The 15,490-nt window shown below is 45.0% G+C and carries 14 protein-coding genes and 1 pseudogene; 12 read left to right on the top strand and 3 right to left on the bottom strand.

The annotated features are described in order from the left end of the window. Window positions 1-74: 74 nt before the first annotated feature. From ftsY to glpG, 6 genes are all read left to right on the top strand, one after another. Window positions 75-1,319 carry a signal recognition particle-docking protein FtsY gene (ftsY, locus tag OCV19_RS00520; RefSeq protein WP_065675915.1) on the top strand — a complete coding sequence of 415 codons (1,245 nt, stop codon included), beginning with the start codon at window positions 75-77 and terminating at the stop codon, window positions 1,317-1,319. Between the two features lie 78 nt (window positions 1,320-1,397). Beyond that, window positions 1,398-2,075 (top strand): cell division ATP-binding protein FtsE, encoded by a 678-nt coding sequence (gene ftsE, locus OCV19_RS00525; protein WP_004736585.1) that lies wholly within the window; start codon window positions 1,398-1,400, stop codon window positions 2,073-2,075. Next, a complete protein-coding gene (gene ftsX / locus OCV19_RS00530; RefSeq protein ID WP_017061038.1) occupies window positions 2,062-3,030 on the top strand; it encodes a permease-like cell division protein FtsX in 969 nt (322 codons plus the stop codon). Before ftsE ends, ftsX begins: the two co-directional genes overlap by 14 nt. Window positions 3,031-3,207: 177 nt before the next feature. After that, window positions 3,208-4,065 carry an RNA polymerase sigma factor RpoH gene (gene rpoH / locus OCV19_RS00535; RefSeq protein ID WP_017055518.1) on the top strand — a complete coding sequence of 286 codons (858 nt, stop codon included), beginning with the start codon at window positions 3,208-3,210 and terminating at the stop codon, window positions 4,063-4,065. 443 nt (window positions 4,066-4,508) lie between these two features. After that, entirely contained in the window at window positions 4,509-4,829 is a 321-nt protein-coding gene (gene glpE, locus OCV19_RS00540) for a thiosulfate sulfurtransferase GlpE (RefSeq protein ID WP_065675916.1), read from the top strand. A gap of 58 nt (window positions 4,830-4,887) precedes the next feature. Then, window positions 4,888-5,730: a rhomboid family intramembrane serine protease GlpG gene (glpG, locus tag OCV19_RS00545; RefSeq protein WP_061040012.1), complete on the top strand. Its 843-nt coding sequence runs from the start codon at window positions 4,888-4,890 to the stop codon at window positions 5,728-5,730. A gap of 87 nt (window positions 5,731-5,817) precedes the next feature. On the opposite strand, the gene OCV19_RS00550 is transcribed toward glpG, so the two are convergent. After that, on the bottom strand, window positions 5,818-6,225 hold the full coding sequence (locus OCV19_RS00550; protein ID WP_048610748.1) for a flagellar basal body-associated protein FliL: 408 nt from the start codon (window positions 6,223-6,225) through the stop codon (window positions 5,818-5,820). A 162-nt stretch (window positions 6,226-6,387) separates the two neighbouring features. Here OCV19_RS00550 and OCV19_RS00555 point away from each other — a divergent pair, with 162 nt between their 5' ends. Both OCV19_RS00555 and ubiA read left to right on the top strand, forming a co-directional pair. Further along, window positions 6,388-6,930, top strand: coding sequence for a chorismate lyase (locus OCV19_RS00555; RefSeq protein WP_167352280.1), 543 nt, complete (start codon window positions 6,388-6,390; stop codon window positions 6,928-6,930). After that, on the top strand, window positions 6,931-7,785 hold the full coding sequence (ubiA, locus tag OCV19_RS00560) for a 4-hydroxybenzoate octaprenyltransferase (RefSeq protein WP_048658874.1): 855 nt from the start codon (window positions 6,931-6,933) through the stop codon (window positions 7,783-7,785). Between the two features lie 65 nt (window positions 7,786-7,850). Here the strand turns inward: ubiA and OCV19_RS00565 are convergent. Together OCV19_RS00565 and plsB are read right to left on the bottom strand one after the other, a co-directional pair. Further along, window positions 7,851-9,157 (bottom strand): annotated as a pseudogene (locus tag OCV19_RS00565) (IS4 family transposase). A gap of 154 nt (window positions 9,158-9,311) precedes the next feature. Continuing rightward, on the bottom strand, window positions 9,312-11,735 hold the full coding sequence (plsB, locus tag OCV19_RS00570; protein ID WP_065677837.1) for a glycerol-3-phosphate 1-O-acyltransferase PlsB: 2,424 nt from the start codon (window positions 11,733-11,735) through the stop codon (window positions 9,312-9,314). Between the two features lie 196 nt (window positions 11,736-11,931). Here plsB and OCV19_RS00575 point away from each other — a divergent pair, with 196 nt between their 5' ends. From OCV19_RS00575 to dinF, 4 genes are all read left to right on the top strand, one after another. Then, a complete protein-coding gene (locus OCV19_RS00575) occupies window positions 11,932-12,294 on the top strand; it encodes a diacylglycerol kinase (protein WP_065677838.1) in 363 nt (120 codons plus the stop codon). 94 nt (window positions 12,295-12,388) lie between these two features. Then, window positions 12,389-13,009 carry a transcriptional repressor LexA gene (lexA, locus tag OCV19_RS00580; protein ID WP_019820514.1) on the top strand — a complete coding sequence of 207 codons (621 nt, stop codon included), beginning with the start codon at window positions 12,389-12,391 and terminating at the stop codon, window positions 13,007-13,009. Between the two features lie 97 nt (window positions 13,010-13,106). Further along, window positions 13,107-13,985, top strand: coding sequence for a class I SAM-dependent methyltransferase (locus tag OCV19_RS00585; protein WP_065677839.1), 879 nt, complete (start codon window positions 13,107-13,109; stop codon window positions 13,983-13,985). Window positions 13,986-14,102: 117 nt separating this feature from the next. Further along, window positions 14,103-15,458: an MATE family efflux transporter DinF gene (gene dinF, locus OCV19_RS00590; RefSeq protein WP_170926833.1), complete on the top strand. Its 1,356-nt coding sequence runs from the start codon at window positions 14,103-14,105 to the stop codon at window positions 15,456-15,458. Window positions 15,459-15,490 lie beyond the last annotated feature (32 nt).

Consider the following 15,490-nt stretch of genomic DNA (forward strand, 5'->3'; position numbering starts at 1 on the left):
TTGTATAACAATAGCAAAGAGTCGACGTGTATTAAGTCAATACAGCTAATTAGTAGATCTAGGAAACTCCTCTGATGACGGAAAAAAAGAAGCGCGGATTATTATCGTGGCTTGGTTTTGGTGAAGAAGAACAAAGCCCAAAAACTCAGAATGAAGCGAACGTAGAAAGCGTTGAAGATCAAACTGAAGTTGAATCACAAGTTGAGGCTGAACAGGTCGCGCCTGAAGCTGAACAATCTAAGCCAACTGAACCTGAACAAGCGCTTGAAGAAGCTCAACAAGAGCAGCAACCTGTCGCAGCAGAAGCAGAAGCAGAAGCAGAAGCAGAAGCAGAAGCAGAACAGGAAGAAGTGATTGCTCCTCAAGCTAAGGTTGAAGAAGTTCAAGAAAAGCCAACAGAAAGCTTCTTTGCTCGCCTTAAGCGCAGCCTAAGCCGCACTAAAGCAAACATCGGTGCGGGTTTCTTTGGTCTGTTCAAAGGCAAGCAAATCGATGAAGACCTGTTTGAAGAGCTAGAAGAGCAACTTCTAATTGCTGACGTGGGGATGAATACCACGGTTAAGATCATTGAAAACCTGACAGAAAAAGCATCTCGCAATGACCTAAAAGACGGTGAAGCGCTTTATGGTCTGCTCAAAGAAGAGATGGCAGACATCTTAAGCCAAGTGGAACAGCCACTGGTTGTTGATACCACTAAAACACCTTACGTTATCTTAATGGTGGGTGTGAACGGTGTAGGTAAGACAACTACGATCGGTAAGCTGGCGAAACAATTCCAAAATGAAGGCAAGAAAGTGATGCTAGCTGCGGGTGATACTTTCCGTGCAGCAGCTGTTGAACAGCTTCAGGTTTGGGGTCAGCGTAACGATGTGCCAGTTATCGCTCAGCACACAGGTGCGGACAGTGCGTCTGTTATCTACGATGCGATTGAAGCAGCGAAAGCGCGTGGCGTTGATGTTGTGATTGCCGATACGGCAGGTCGCTTGCAGAACAAGAGCAACCTGATGGAAGAGCTACGTAAGATCGTTCGTGTAATGAAGAAGATTGATGACTCTGCACCACACGAAATCATGCTAACGCTCGATGCAGGTACAGGTCAGAACGCTATCAGCCAAGCGAAGCTGTTCAGTGAAGTGGCTCCTGTAACGGGTATTACACTGACTAAGCTAGATGGCACGGCGAAAGGTGGTGTAATTTTCTCAATTGCTGACCAGTTCCAGATTCCAATCCGCTACATTGGTGTGGGTGAAGGTATTGATGATCTGCGTCCATTTGAATCTAAAGACTTCATTGAAGCACTATTTAGCCGCGAAGAGTAACGCGAGTAGCAAAGTGGTTTATCCTTAATCTGCTACCGTTTTTAAATTTGATATTAGTGATCGTAAGAGGAATTTTCGGTGATCAAATTTCAGCAAGTGAGTAAAGCCTACCGAGGTGGAAGACAAGCGCTCCAAAAAGTGGATTTTCACCTGAAACGTGGAGAGATGGCTTTTTTGGGTGGGCACTCTGGGGCTGGTAAAAGTACCTTGCTGAAGTTGATCTGCGCGATAGAGCGTCCAACCGATGGACGTGTCTGGTTCAACGATCACGATATCACTCGTATCCCAGCCAAAGACATTCCTTTCTTACGCCGTAATATTGGGATTGTTTTTCAAGACCATCGCCTGCTGATGGACCGTTCGATTTTCGATAACGTCGCTCTGCCTATGCGTATTGAATCTATTTCTGAAAACGAAATAAAACGCCGAGTCAGTGCTGCGTTGGATAAAACCGGTTTATTAGATAAAGCCCGCTGTTTGCCAAGCCAACTTTCGGGTGGTGAACAACAACGCGTGGGTATTGCTCGCGCCGTGGTTAACCGTCCAACTCTGCTTTTAGCCGATGAGCCGACCGGTAACCTAGACCCTGAATTATCTAACCGTGTATTACGGTTGTTTGAAGAGTTCAACCGTGCGGGTGTGACGATCATCCTAGCGACGCACGATATCGGGTTAGTGAACACTCGCCCTCAGTACCGCCATCTTGAATTAAACCAAGGATTTTTGAGTGAGGTTGAAGATTATGGCCGCGAATAAGCGCATCAAGAAACCTCAATCTAATCGAGCAGCAAACCGCGCTTCAAGCGACGGCTTCTTTGTTGTTCACTGGAAACAAGCCAAGTCATCGTTCTCACAAATGTGGCAGCGCCCGTTAGGCAACTTGCTGACCCTTGCGGTGATCTCTATGGCGTTGGCGATGCCTGCTTGTTTGTACCTATTGGGTAAAAATGTGGGTGAAGTGGCGCAAGATGTCACTAGCCCGTCACAAATAAGTGCTTATGTAGAGGATGGTATTCCTGAGCCACGAGTAATGGTGCTTAAGGATGAAATCGAAAGTTGGGATCAAGTTGAGCTGGTGGAGTACATTTCTCCGCAGCAAGGGCTTGCAGACCTCAGCCAGTATTCTGGTTTTGAAGATGCCCTAACCATCCTAGATGATTACTCACTGCCAGGGGTGCTGGTGATTACGCCAAGCGTACACAGCGATACCCTAATTAAAGAGCTGGCTGGCACAGTTAAACAACAAGAATTAGTGACCGATGTTCGCCTCGACGAAGATTGGTTAGCGCGATTAGATGCGATCAAAGCATTAGCAGCGGTCATCGTGATTACCTTAACGGTATTGATGTTGGGCGCGGTATTTCTGATTATCGGCAATACACTACGATTTAATGTGTTGGCGCATAAAGAAGAGATTCAAACCATGAAGCTGATTGGTGCTACCGACAGCTACATTCTTCGACCATACCTTTATGCTGGGATGTGGTTTGGCGTTTTGGGTTCGATTAGCGCTTGGGTAATGACGGCATTGATTACCGTATTGCTGAACAGCGCAGTGGATGACTTGGCTCAGCTATACGACAGCCACTTCCGTTTAATTGGCCTGAGTTGGGATGAATCTTTACTGCTTTTGATCGTCGGAACCCTGCTTGGTAGTGTGGCTGCGAAGCTTTCTGCACAGCGTCACCTAAAAGAAATTGAACCAGTTTAGGTGAATAGAGTCATATTTATACGAAAAATAGGCAGTTCTTAACCAGTTTTTGCCTTGTATAGACGAATTGATTATGCATAATTACTTCCCCCTCCTTGAAACCTGTTCATTTTAGGTTCAAGATTGTCGGGTTTTAATAGATGTATTACTCCAGATCAGAGATTGATGAGGAACCGAATGGCAAACCAAGCGTATCAAATGGCTTTAGTCACACAAGATAGTTTAGATAGCTATATCCGCTCAGCGAACAGCTACCCTATGCTGACTCCTGAAGAGGAACGTGGACTTGCAGAGCGATTACATTACAAAGGTGAGATCGACGCTGCGAAAGGCTTGATCCTTTCCCACCTAAGATTCGTGGTGCACGTTGCAAGAGGCTACTCTGGCTACGGGCTACCAATGGCTGATCTCGTCCAAGAAGGTAACATTGGCTTGATGAAGGCTGTTAAGCGCTTCAATCCAGAAGTTGGTGTTCGTCTCGTCTCGTTTGCTGTTCACTGGATCAAAGCTGAAATCCATGAATACGTTCTACGTAACTGGCGTATCGTTAAAATTGCGACCACTAAGGCACAGCGTAAACTGTTCTTTAACCTTCGTAAGTCTAAAAAGCGTTTGGGTTGGTTCAATAACGGTGAAGTTGAGACGGTTGCTCGTGAACTGGGTGTTGAGCCTTCAGAAGTTCGTGAGATGGAATCTCGCTTAGCGGCACAAGATGCGACGTTTGAAGCGCCTATGGACGATGACGATGGCGGTTCTGCTTACACTGCTCCAGTTTACTACCTAGAAGACAAAGCGTCAGACGTTGCTGAGACGGTTGAAGCGGCTAACTGGGAGTCACACACCAATAATCGCCTAGGGCTAGCACTAGCAAGCTTAGACGAGCGTAGCCAACACATTGTTCGCTCACGTTGGTTAGACGACAACAAGGCAACACTGCAAGACTTAGCGGATACCTACAGTATCTCTGCTGAGCGTGTTCGCCAGTTAGAAAAGAATGCGATGAAGAAATTGAAACAAGCCGTTGGTGATTTCTAATAGCATCTAGTTTCTATTAGCTTCTACCTTCTAATAGTAGAGCTAACAAATAGCTGAATTTTGAAAAGGCCGAGATCGAGAGATCTCGGCCTTTTTGTTTTGGATCGATTTCTCAACTTTTGCGATCGAAATTTGCAAAATGATTTTGTGGATAACTCTGTGAGAAGTTTATTCGTCAGCTGTCTAAAAGCAGGGTGTAGTAAGGCTTTGACGGGGTTTTTCGAGTGGGGATATGTTTCAGTTAACCCACAGTTAGATCAGGATCATTACTACATGTTGTGGATCTATTTTTGAAAAGGCACTTTATTCACGCAATTCACAGATTTATCCACAAATGGTGTAAAAATGATCGCTGGTGGATAACCTTATTAAGTGGATGTGAATGTTAGCCTTGGGATAGGTTACAATGGCAGCAAAGTAAATCAGTATAAAAAGAGAAAGTCATGGACCAGTTTAAACATATCGATGTTAAAGGCGCTCAAGCGCTCATCGAACAAGGCGAAGCTCGACTTGTCGATATACGTGACCCGCAATCTTTTGCGGTTGCCCACCCAAAAACAGCCTACCACCTGACTAACGATACGATGGTGTCGTTCATGGATGAGGTTGAGTTCGAACAACCTATCTTAGTGATGTGCTATCACGGCATCAGTAGCCAAGGTGCAGCACAATATTTAGTGAACCAAGGCTTTGAAGAGGTATATAGTGTTGATGGTGGTTTCGAAGCTTGGCATCGTGCTGAACTTCCAGTGATCACAGGTTAATGACTTTCGTCACCTGAACCGCCTCAAGCATCCCTCATAGAATGAATAGGAAGTAACAATGATTAGATTGATGGTGTTAGACAATCCACGTCTTGCTCAAGCATTTATTGATTATATGGCCTCTCGTCAGATCCCTATTCAGATGTCTCCAGAGGGAGAAGGGCGTTTTGCTCTTTGGCTTCTTGATGGCCAATTTCAGGTTGAAACCGAAGCTGAGCTGAATCGTTTTCTGGCTGAACCCAATCATAAGCGCTATCAAGCGGCGTCTTGGGACATGGCAGAGACCAGAAAGAGCAACTTCCATTATCACACGCCAAGTTTCATGGGCATGATCAAAGCCAAAGCCGGCCCTGTGACACTGAGCCTGATGTTGGTGTGTGTGGTGATTTTTGCGCTGCAACAGATCGGTTTTGGCCAAGCTATTTTCAATGCCCTGCATTTCCCTGCAGTGGATGGACAGCAATGGCAATTGTGGCGTTGGCTGAGTCATGCCGTTCTGCATTTCTCTGTTATGCACATCGCATTTAATATTTTGTGGTGGTGGCAGCTAGGTGGAGACATTGAGAAGAAGCTAGGCAGCTTCAAGCTACTTCAGATCTTTGCTGTCTCTTCTGCGCTTTCAGGTGCTGGGCAGTATTGGGTTGAAGGGGCGAATTTCGGTGGTTTGTCTGGTGTTGTGTATGCCTTGGTTGGTTACTTATGGGTAGTTGGTGCGAAGGCGCCACAGCTTGGTTTAGGCATCCCAAGACAGATTGTCGGCTTTATGTTGGTGTGGTTGGTGCTTGGGTACATGCAGCCATTTATGGCTATCGCCAATACGGCGCATTTAGCTGGCCTAGCCGCTGGTGTGATTATTGGCTTTATCGATGCGATGAAAGCACCAAGCTCGGCAAGAAGCTAATTCATATCTTCTAATGAGTAGCCAAACGATAGAGACAAAAAAAGCGGCCAGATGAGCCGCTTTTTTATTGGGATTCGTTTTACATCATTACTGATAAAGGTATTTGGTAAACAGTAAATCAGCAATCAGGGTTTTACCTGTCTCTGGAAGCAAAATCTTGTTGAGGTGCTCAACTAAGGATTTTCTCAAGTCTTCACGGCCAGATAGAGACTTAATGGTTTCTTCGTTTTGTTTGCCAAGTAATTCAATCACTGCATCACGAATCAGTGGTTGGTGATGCTCAATAGCGGCCAAGTCGTTACTATTTGCCACCATGATGTCGAGGCGAACCTGAATGTAGCCCAGTTTTTTACCTTTAGTGTAAAAATTGGTGGTCAGGTCTGGCTCTAGCGTGAAGTAGGCGAGTTTAGCTGCCGACTCCTCTTCAGCGAAACTTGATGCTGAAAAGAGTAGGGTAATCGCAAGAAATATTTGGGCTACATAACGTTTGTGCATATTTGTGACTTTTCTTTAGTTTATTCGCGATATTCGAAACGCATTAGTCTTGTTACAATGAGCGGTCTAAATCTAAATACGTTTACAATTCGAAGAACGCTTTAATTTTGTTCGAAAGTTGAAGCTTTATTGTACGTGTAAAGTCACCTATTGAATACTAGTATGAATCAGCCAATATCGCTGTATCTTAATTCGTTAATGAATGTAGATTGGCAAAGTACAGAAACATTTGATTTTCCTAATGAAACCACCAAAGAGTGGCTGATGGAGCAAGGCTCTCTTTCCCGCAAGTTGGGGAAGTGCTGTCAGCACCTGTCTGTTGAGTTGCTTCATAATCAAGTTGTAGAACGCTCAATGCTGCAACAAGACGAGGAACATCTTTTATCATCGTTTGATTGCTTACTGCGTAAAGTGATTTTAAAGGGTGATGACGAACCGTGGGTGTTAGGTCGAACCTTGATTCCCCGAGTCACATTAGAAGATCATCAGCACTCAGACCTTTCTCAACAAGGTAATGTCCCGCTTGGATTGACCGTTTTCAGTGCTGAGAACGTGGAGCGAGATGCGCTGCAAGTCGGTTGGGTTATTGCAGGCGATGAGCGATTATTCGCGCGTCGTTCTCGATTATGGATGAACCATAAACCGATGCTTGTGGCTGAACTGTTTTTACCAACATCACCCATTTACTCTAAGGAGAGTGTGTAAATGCTTGCCACCAAAGCGAAGGCGTATTGGCAATTAACGCGAATGAATCGCCCGATTGGTACCCTGTTACTCCTTTGGCCGACCTTGTGGTCACTGATTATCGCCGCACAAGGTATGCCTGATTTTGATGTCTTGGTTGTTTTTGTACTCGGCGTGGTGTTGATGCGTTCAGCTGGCTGTGTGATCAATGACTTTGCGGATCGTAAAGTAGATGGTCATGTTAAACGTACCAAGCAGCGTCCATTACCCTCAGGTTTGGTTTCCAGTAAGGAAGCGATTCTGCTCTTTTTAGTGCTAGCCGTAGTTTCATTCTTGCTGGTACTCACCATGAATCCACTGACCATTAAGCTCTCATTTATTGGTGTGGGTCTGGCGTTCATTTACCCTTTCATGAAGCGTTTTACGCATCTTCCACAGTTGTTTCTTGGCTTAGCGTTTAGTTGGGCGATACCAATGGCTTGGGCGGCACAAACCAATGAACTGCCAAGCATTGTGTGGTTTATCTTCGTGATTAACGCGTTGTGGACGATTGCTTACGACACGCAATATGCGATGGTTGACCGAGATGATGACTTGAAGATTGGTATTAAATCGACGGCTATTTTATTTGGTCGCTTCGATAAACTGATTGTTGGCTCTTTGCAACTCGTCACCCTAGCGATGCTGATTGCGTTAGGCATGCATTACCAACTAGGAGATACCTTCTATTGGGCATTGTTGGTAGCGGGCAGCTTGTTTGTGTATCAACAACACCTGATGCGCCACCGTGATCGAGACCTATGCTTCCAAGCCTTTCTCAATAATAACTATGTTGGAATGGCAGTGACCGTGGGCTTGTTCATTACCTTCTGGTAAACATCTGCTTTTCGAGTTAACGAACGCTAAAGAAAAAGGCACCCAGTGGGTGTAATGCCGTTCACTTAAGAGTGAACGGCATTTTTGTTCTTAGCATACCGTTGTGGTCTGGGTTTAACTGTTCTAGGGAATGTCCTTTCCCTTCGCCCTTCAAGTATTAAGCTTTCAGCCATGTTGTGGAACCCCTTTAGCTGACGAGGTATTGCGCCTGGTGTTGAGTAAGGTAAGCCTACAAGTAACGCAGATACATGAGCTAATGTGCCGTTAAAACTGAGTTGATAAGGAAGGTAATTTCCTTTAGATTGAAGCAGAGCTCGACCATCTGGTATCGGATTAAATTGTAAGTAAGCAAGATGCCCCATAACTCCTGCTTTACCAGTTCTGGTAAACGACTTCGCAGCGTGAGACGATTTCCAAGCATGTATTGTTTCTGCTCTCGGTAGCCTAGCTCAATTTCCCAACGATGTTCATAAAGGCCTGCAATATCTTTTGATGGGTAACGCAGGGAGTCCGTCATGGAGGTTAATACTTGGTAGTCTTTTCCTTTAATTTTACGAGTGACAAGTCGAGCGGTTATCGACTTTGGTAAATCAGGCCATAGCTTTCTAGCCCTTGGGTTACTGTGTAATTGAACCAGTTTGTCATTTCGCCCTAAAGATTGAACAATGTCATATTGTGTATTTTTCTTGAGGGGGATAAGCCAATGACGCTCTGAGCCAGAGTCTTGCCATTTATGTAATAAGCCTAAAGAATAGAACCCCTTATCGAACATTGTCACGCTATGGTTTGGTGTTGTTTCTATCAGTTTTTCAGCTAATATCATTTCGTTTGTATTGTAATTATCAAAGGCACTGGCCGTAATAATGTGACTGCTTAGTTCCATTTGGCAGACCATTCTCACTTGCGGATATTGCGTCCCTTTTTGTCGAGAAAATGCCTTTTCATTTTGCGGGTTATCGGGCGTTCGCCAAACAACGCCATCGACGCCAAGAAGCGTTAATCCATTCCACTGGGGTAACTTTGCACTTTTTAACCATGACGTAGTCATTCGCTCAAAGACCGCTTTAATTGCGTCTTCACCCAACGTCTTTCGACGTTGAGTTAACGCACTTGGTGCGACAAAAGCTTTACCTGTACGGTCGACAATATCAAGTTGGTTCACTAAATCTTTCATGGATTTACTGTTATAGATAGCCATTCCAACAAGCAGCCACACCATGGATTCTAAAGTTAATTTCCTCTTTCTCATCGTGACGGTATCAGTAAGAGAATAAGCTTCGTCGATGAGGTCAATTGGAAGCAAGTCAGACAAAGTTTCAACGTTGCTAGGTTTCCAATCATTAATTATGTTTAGAGCTTGAGAAACATCCATAAAAAAATCCAAGTGCATTAAATACACTTGGATTTTGACAGCTCTGAAGGATCGTTCAACCGATCACTTTGGCTTTAACTGATCGGCATTAACCCAGTGGGTGCCTTTTTTGATCGTGTTTCGCTTTGCTATGAAAGCGACGCCAAACGGATTGTTACTCTGCTTGGTGGATACTCTCTTGAATCGTCAAACGTACTTCTGGGTAAAGCATTGAGTAGAGAAGCTTAGCGAATTGCTGAGTCTTTTCTAAATCACAGTTACCATCGTTATCCAGATATTGCTGCTGTTTCAGAGTTGCAAACATCGATGCAAACACGCCTTTATCGAAGAACTCTGGTGCATTGATGCCTTGTAGACGACCAAGTCGCTGTGCAATGTCTTGGCTCTTCTGTTCAAGATCGGATTTATCCAGGTCAGGATTCTCTGCCAACAGGTTTAGAGCAATCGAGTAGCGCTGTAGCGTCTCTGAAATCGTACGACCTAATAGCATCAGTGCTTGGCTGTTTGATTGGTTGATGGTGACTTCGTTATCAGAAATCACAAGCATACCTTGGTTAACCAGCTCTTCAATGATGTTAGAAACCACGCCTTCAAGCTTGTCTTCTTCGTAGCTTAGGAATAGCTCTTTCTTCAAGAACGGGTAGATAGCAGCAACGTTCTCTTGAATCGCGTCAATCGATAAACCGCGCTGACGAATGGTCATCTGTGCAATTAACGATGGCAGAGCAAACAAGTGAATGATGTTGTTTCGGTAGTAGGTCATCAGAATTGACTGGTGACGGTCTAGTGAAATGATGTCGCCCATTGAGTCTGATTCAATCAAGAACTTGTTCAGTGATTCAGCATGTTTTACCAATTCTTCAGCGCTGTCTTTTGGCACAGTGAACGTTGCCGAATATGGAACGTTCTTAAGCAGAGACAGGTAGCAATTGATCTGAGAAACCAAAGAGTCACGAGACAATGCGCGCTGTCTTGAAGCCAATAGTGCCGTTGCACAAAGGGTCAGGGCATTGGTTGCTGCCGCATCGTTAATGTGCGTCATCATTTTGGTCGCTAAGTCATTAACCACTGGGTTCATCCATTGTGGCTTGCTGGTGCCCATTGGGTCGATGTCTTTGGTCCACTCTGGTGAGTGCTCATTCAGGTATTGGTTCAGTTGAATCGGCTCACCGAAGTTCACGTAGCCTTTACCAAAGTTACGCAGCTTACGAATGGTACGAATCACTAAGCTCGCGTTTTCTTTTTCTTTACGCTTGCCACGAAGTTCTTTCGCGTAAGTCGCTACTTCCATCACGTGCTCGTAGCCGATGTATACAGGAACCAAAGTCACCGGACGGTTCATGCCGCGCAGCATTGCTTGGATTGTCATCGCTAGCATGCCCGTTTTCGCTTGCAGTAGACGACCTGTACGAGAACGACCACCTTCACTGAAGTACTCTACTGAGTAACCTTTAGCGAACAATTCCGCTAGGTATTCACGGAAAATCGTCGAGTACAGTTTGTTGCCTTTGAAGCTACGACGAATAAAGAACGCACCACCATGACGGAAAATAGGACCGGCAGGGAAGAAGTTCAGGTTGATACCCGCAGCGATGTGCGGAGGCACCATGCCTTCGTGGTAAAGCACATAAGAAAGCAGCAAGTAGTCCATGTGGCTACGGTGACAAGGCACGTAAACAATCTCGTGACCATCTTGAGCCAACTTACGAACCGTTGAAGCGTTGCTGATATGCAGGCCTTGGTACAGCTTATTCCACAGCCAACCGAGAATCTTCTCACCACGCTTGATCAGCGAATAAGAGAAGTTCGCAGCAATCTCGTCCATGATGTCTTGAGCTTCTTTGCTCGCTTTCTCGATCGAGATGTTCTTTGCTTGTGCTTCGTCTTCAATCGCTTTCTTGATCGCTTCTGATTTTAATAGGCGATCAAACAGAGCTTGGCGGCTTGGCAGGTTAGGACCTGATGCAGCAAGCTTTTGGCGAGAGAAGTGAATACGTGCCACGCGCGCCAATTTGTGCGCGATGGTGCTGTCGGTGCCATGTGAGTTAGCCATGTAGCGTAGAGAAACCACTGGGCTAAAGCGAACCAGACAGTCACGACCTGCTAGCAATACTGCTTTCGATTTTTCTAAGCCGTTCATTGCTTGTAGGTAAGGCTTCTGGTTATTCTCTTTACCAGGTTTACGTCCCCACAGCACTGTAGCAGGGATAACTTGAACATCGAGTTCAGAGTCGTCAGCGTGCAGTGAAAGCAATTCAGAGAACACTTCAATTGAAGAGCTTGGTACATAATCATCGTCTTGCAGCAGAGTTTTGCGAGAAGAGATGAAAACGTAGCGTTGCAGTGATTTGCCGTTGATTTCAAGCTTGCTCAACGGATCAGGTAGGCCTAATTCAAGTGCATGTTTTTGCAATGTAAGAATGTCTACACTTGAGCGAAACGGTAAGGCGTATACAATCGGTTTGCTCAAATCAATGTTCAAATCCTCAACAGGGTTTGAAGGAATTGATGTGCCCTTTACCAATAGGGATAAAGGTAGCTTCATTAATGAACGTGAAAAAGATTGTCCAGAAGACATATAGGTTCACTGCCTCAATAGTTATTTCAATGTGCTGAAGCGTATCTCTATTTCTATGATAAAAAGGATAAGCCTAGGCGTAAATTTAATCGATGCAAGAATACCAGAAACTGGTCTAACCTTTTAATGGAAATAGTCATATTGCCGTTAAGTTTGTGGAAAATCATTCATCGACTGATTGAGTATAGGGTTAAAAATGACCAAAAAACCAAACACCGGATTCAAACGCATCATCAAAGCAGCAGGCTTTTCATGGCAAGGCATTACGAGTTCGTTTAAAAACGAGGCTGCATTTCGACAAGAAGTGTTCATGGCGGCCGTGCTTATTCCGTTGGCATTTTACCTGGATGTAAGCCAGGTTGAACGAATCTTAATGATCTCATCGGTGGTGCTAGTGATGGTTGTCGAGCTAATCAATACCGCGATTGAAGCGGTTGTCGACCGAATCGGCAGTGAGCATCATGAGTTATCTGGAATGGCGAAAGATGTCGGCTCGGCAGCGGTTTTCATCTGTTTGGCACTCGCAGGTTATGTGTGGCTAGAGATCTTGTTTTTGTAATTTGCTAAAAATGAACTAAAAACAACCAATTGCTTTGCTTTTGTTCAGTTACTGGATATACTCACAGTCAACTGTATAAAAAGACAGGTGAATCATGAAGCCGTTAACGCCCCGCCAGCAACAAGTCTTTGACCTTATCAAAGGTAAGATCGAAGATTCCGGTATGCCACCGACACGTGCAGAAATCGCGCGTGAACTAGGCTTCCGTTCTGCTAATGCTGCAGAAGAACATTTGAAAGCTCTTGCTCGTAAAGAAGCGATTGAGATTATCCCGGGTGCGTCTCGCGGTATTCGTATTTTGCTTGAAGATGCAGCAAACGAAGAGCAAGGTTTACCATTAATCGGTCAGGTTGCCGCAGGTGAGCCTATTCTGGCTCAAGAGCATGTAGAAATGCATTACCAAGTTGACCCAGGCATGTTTAAACCACAAGCTGACTTCTTACTTCGTGTGAATGGCGAAAGTATGAAAGACATCGGTATTATGGATGGTGATTTATTGGCTGTTCATAAAACTCAAGATGTTCGTGATGGTCAGGTTGTCGTGGCTCGTGTCGATGATGATGTAACGGTAAAACGCCTAGAACGTAAAGGTTCAACGGTTCTGTTACATGCTGAAAATGAAGAATTTTCTCCAATCCATGTCGATCTTGAATCTCAACACTTGTCTATTGAAGGCCTTGCTGTTGGTATCATTCGTAACACCGACTGGATGTAGCCATTACAAATAGATTATTGATATTCATTCTCAATAACTTGTTATTGTAATTGATATTCATTATCATCTTCTTTGTCGAGATACAAGGAGGATGATGATGCCAAACCCAACCAAACCTCAAATGAAGCCGCTTGCTCGTAAGCCGCGCTCCTCTGTTCAAAAGGCTTCTTCTGAACAAGGGTCTGCACACCAAGAATTCCAAGTTCCGACCAATCTCGTTCAACATCTTTGGTTTCGTAGTCGTGAAAGCCTAGCCGATGACGGTCTCGTTTATGATCCTATCGCAGCTCAAGCCTGCAAGCGTTGCCAGCTCGCACCTGAATGCCTTACCGGTGAGCTCGATCAGCAACAACTTCTCTACGCAACACTGACTCAACTTTGTGACTCTCAAGTTCAACAATTTCTATCTCACAACCCAGATGCTTGGATCATCAATGTTGGGGCTGGGCTCGATACCCGTTTCTACCGTTTAGATAATGGCCGCTGTCATTGGGTTGAGCTCGATGTGACCGAGAATCTGCTTTGGCGACAATGTTTGTTCCACAAAAATGAACGCTATCGTTTGGAGTGTGGCTCTGTTGATGACTTAACTTGGTTAGATGAACTTAACATCCCAGAGCAAGCGTCGGTGATGGTGGTATGTGAACATGCTTTGCTGGATTGTAATGAACAACAGACGGCGAACTTTATTCAGTCTCTCAGCCGCTACTTTACTCATGCACATGCGTGTTTAGTATTAGCTGGAGATAAAAGCTCTAGCGCTCTTGGGCAAAAGCTCGGTTCTGGAAAGTATGCGCATGGCCTATCTTCTCCGGTAGACAGCGTTCTCAATTGGCTGCCATGGGCACAATGGGTAAAAGCGTTTTCTCCCCTAGACCAGCAATGCAATCGTTGGAAATTGTGGCAGCGATTATTGTGTAAGATCTCTCAGGTCAAAAAGCGTTTAACGCCACAGTTAGTGCTCGTTAAGTGGTAACCCTAGCGGCTCTGTATTTCGAGTAACTGAGTACATAGCCGGTATAAGTAAAATTCCACAACATAGTGAAAGCCCACCCACTAGGTTAAACTATCGCCTCTAATCTAAGAGGTGATCGTGAAGCTATTTAATCCCCAAACTATTTTTCAAACGCTATCCAATCAGGCGATGCACAAAAAAGTGCTGTTGCTCGCGATCCCGATGGTTCTCTCTAATATTACTGTTCCACTGCTGGGCTTAGTCGATGCGGCGGTTATCGGTCACCTCGAGCACTCTTGGTATTTAGGTGGTGTGGCACTGGGCGGCACAATGATCAGCGTGACCTTTTGGTTGCTCGGTTTCCTGCGTATGTCGACAACAGGGCTAGCCGCACAATCTTATGGTGCGAATGATGGCAAGCAACTTGGTTTGGTCTTCGTGCAAGGTGTGACCATGGCCTTAGGGTTTGCTGGTGTCTTTTTGCTTTTACACAGTCTAGTCGCCGATTTAGTTTTCTCATTGAGTAGCGCCAGTGATCAAGTTAAGCACTATGGTCAGCAATATTTCTCAATCCGCGCCTGGAGTGCACCTGCTGCGCTAACTAACTTTGTAATTCTAGGTTGGCTGCTCGGGACTCAAAATGCCAAAGCGCCCATGTGGATGGTGATTATCACCAATCTCACCAATATCGTTTTGGATATCGTTTTTGTTATCGGTTTAGGGTGGCAAGTGGAAGGTGCAGCATTGGCTTCTGTAATGGCTGATTATGCCGGTCTAACATTTGGCTTGATTTGTATTTACCGAATCTGGGCGAAGAAACAGTTACCATCGCCATGGGCTCTGCTTAAGAAAACCAGCCAAGGTTTGAGTCGTTTCGTGAAATTGAATCGCGATATCTTTCTTCGTTCACTATGCCTACAAGCGACTTTCACTTTCATGACCTTCCAAGGTGCAAGCTTTGGCGATGATGTTGTTGCGGCCAATGCCGTGTTGATGAGTTTCTTGATGATCATCTCTTATGGGATGGATGGTTTTGCCTATGCAATGGAAGCGATGGTCGGTAAGGCGATAGGCGCGAAAGACAAAGATGAACTGAACCAGTCATTGATTGGTACTTTCTTCTGGAGCTTCAATATTTGTTTGGTACTGACCATAGCGTTCGCACTCGCTGGCTCGAGTTTAATCAATATGATCACCACAATCCCAGACGTGAAGAGCCAAGCTGAGGTGTATCTGCCATGGCTGATTGCAATGCCATTGGTGTCTATGTGGTGCTTCTTGTTGGATGGTATTTTTGTTGGAGCAACCAAGGGCAAGGATATGCGCAATAGTATGTTTGTTGCGACCTGCAGTTTCTTCGCGATTTTCTATTTAGCATCAGGTTTAGAGAACCATGCACTGTGGTTAGCGATGCTGAGCTTTATGGCAATGCGCGGAATTGGTCTTGGTGTGTTGTTTGTTTCTCAGTGGAAGAAGGGGGAGTTTCTCGCTTAGCTCTGAGAGATCTGTTTATGGAGAGTAAATGA

The organism is Vibrio celticus (genome assembly GCF_024347335.1).
Classification (GTDB): Bacteria; Pseudomonadota; Gammaproteobacteria; order Enterobacterales; family Vibrionaceae; genus Vibrio; species Vibrio celticus.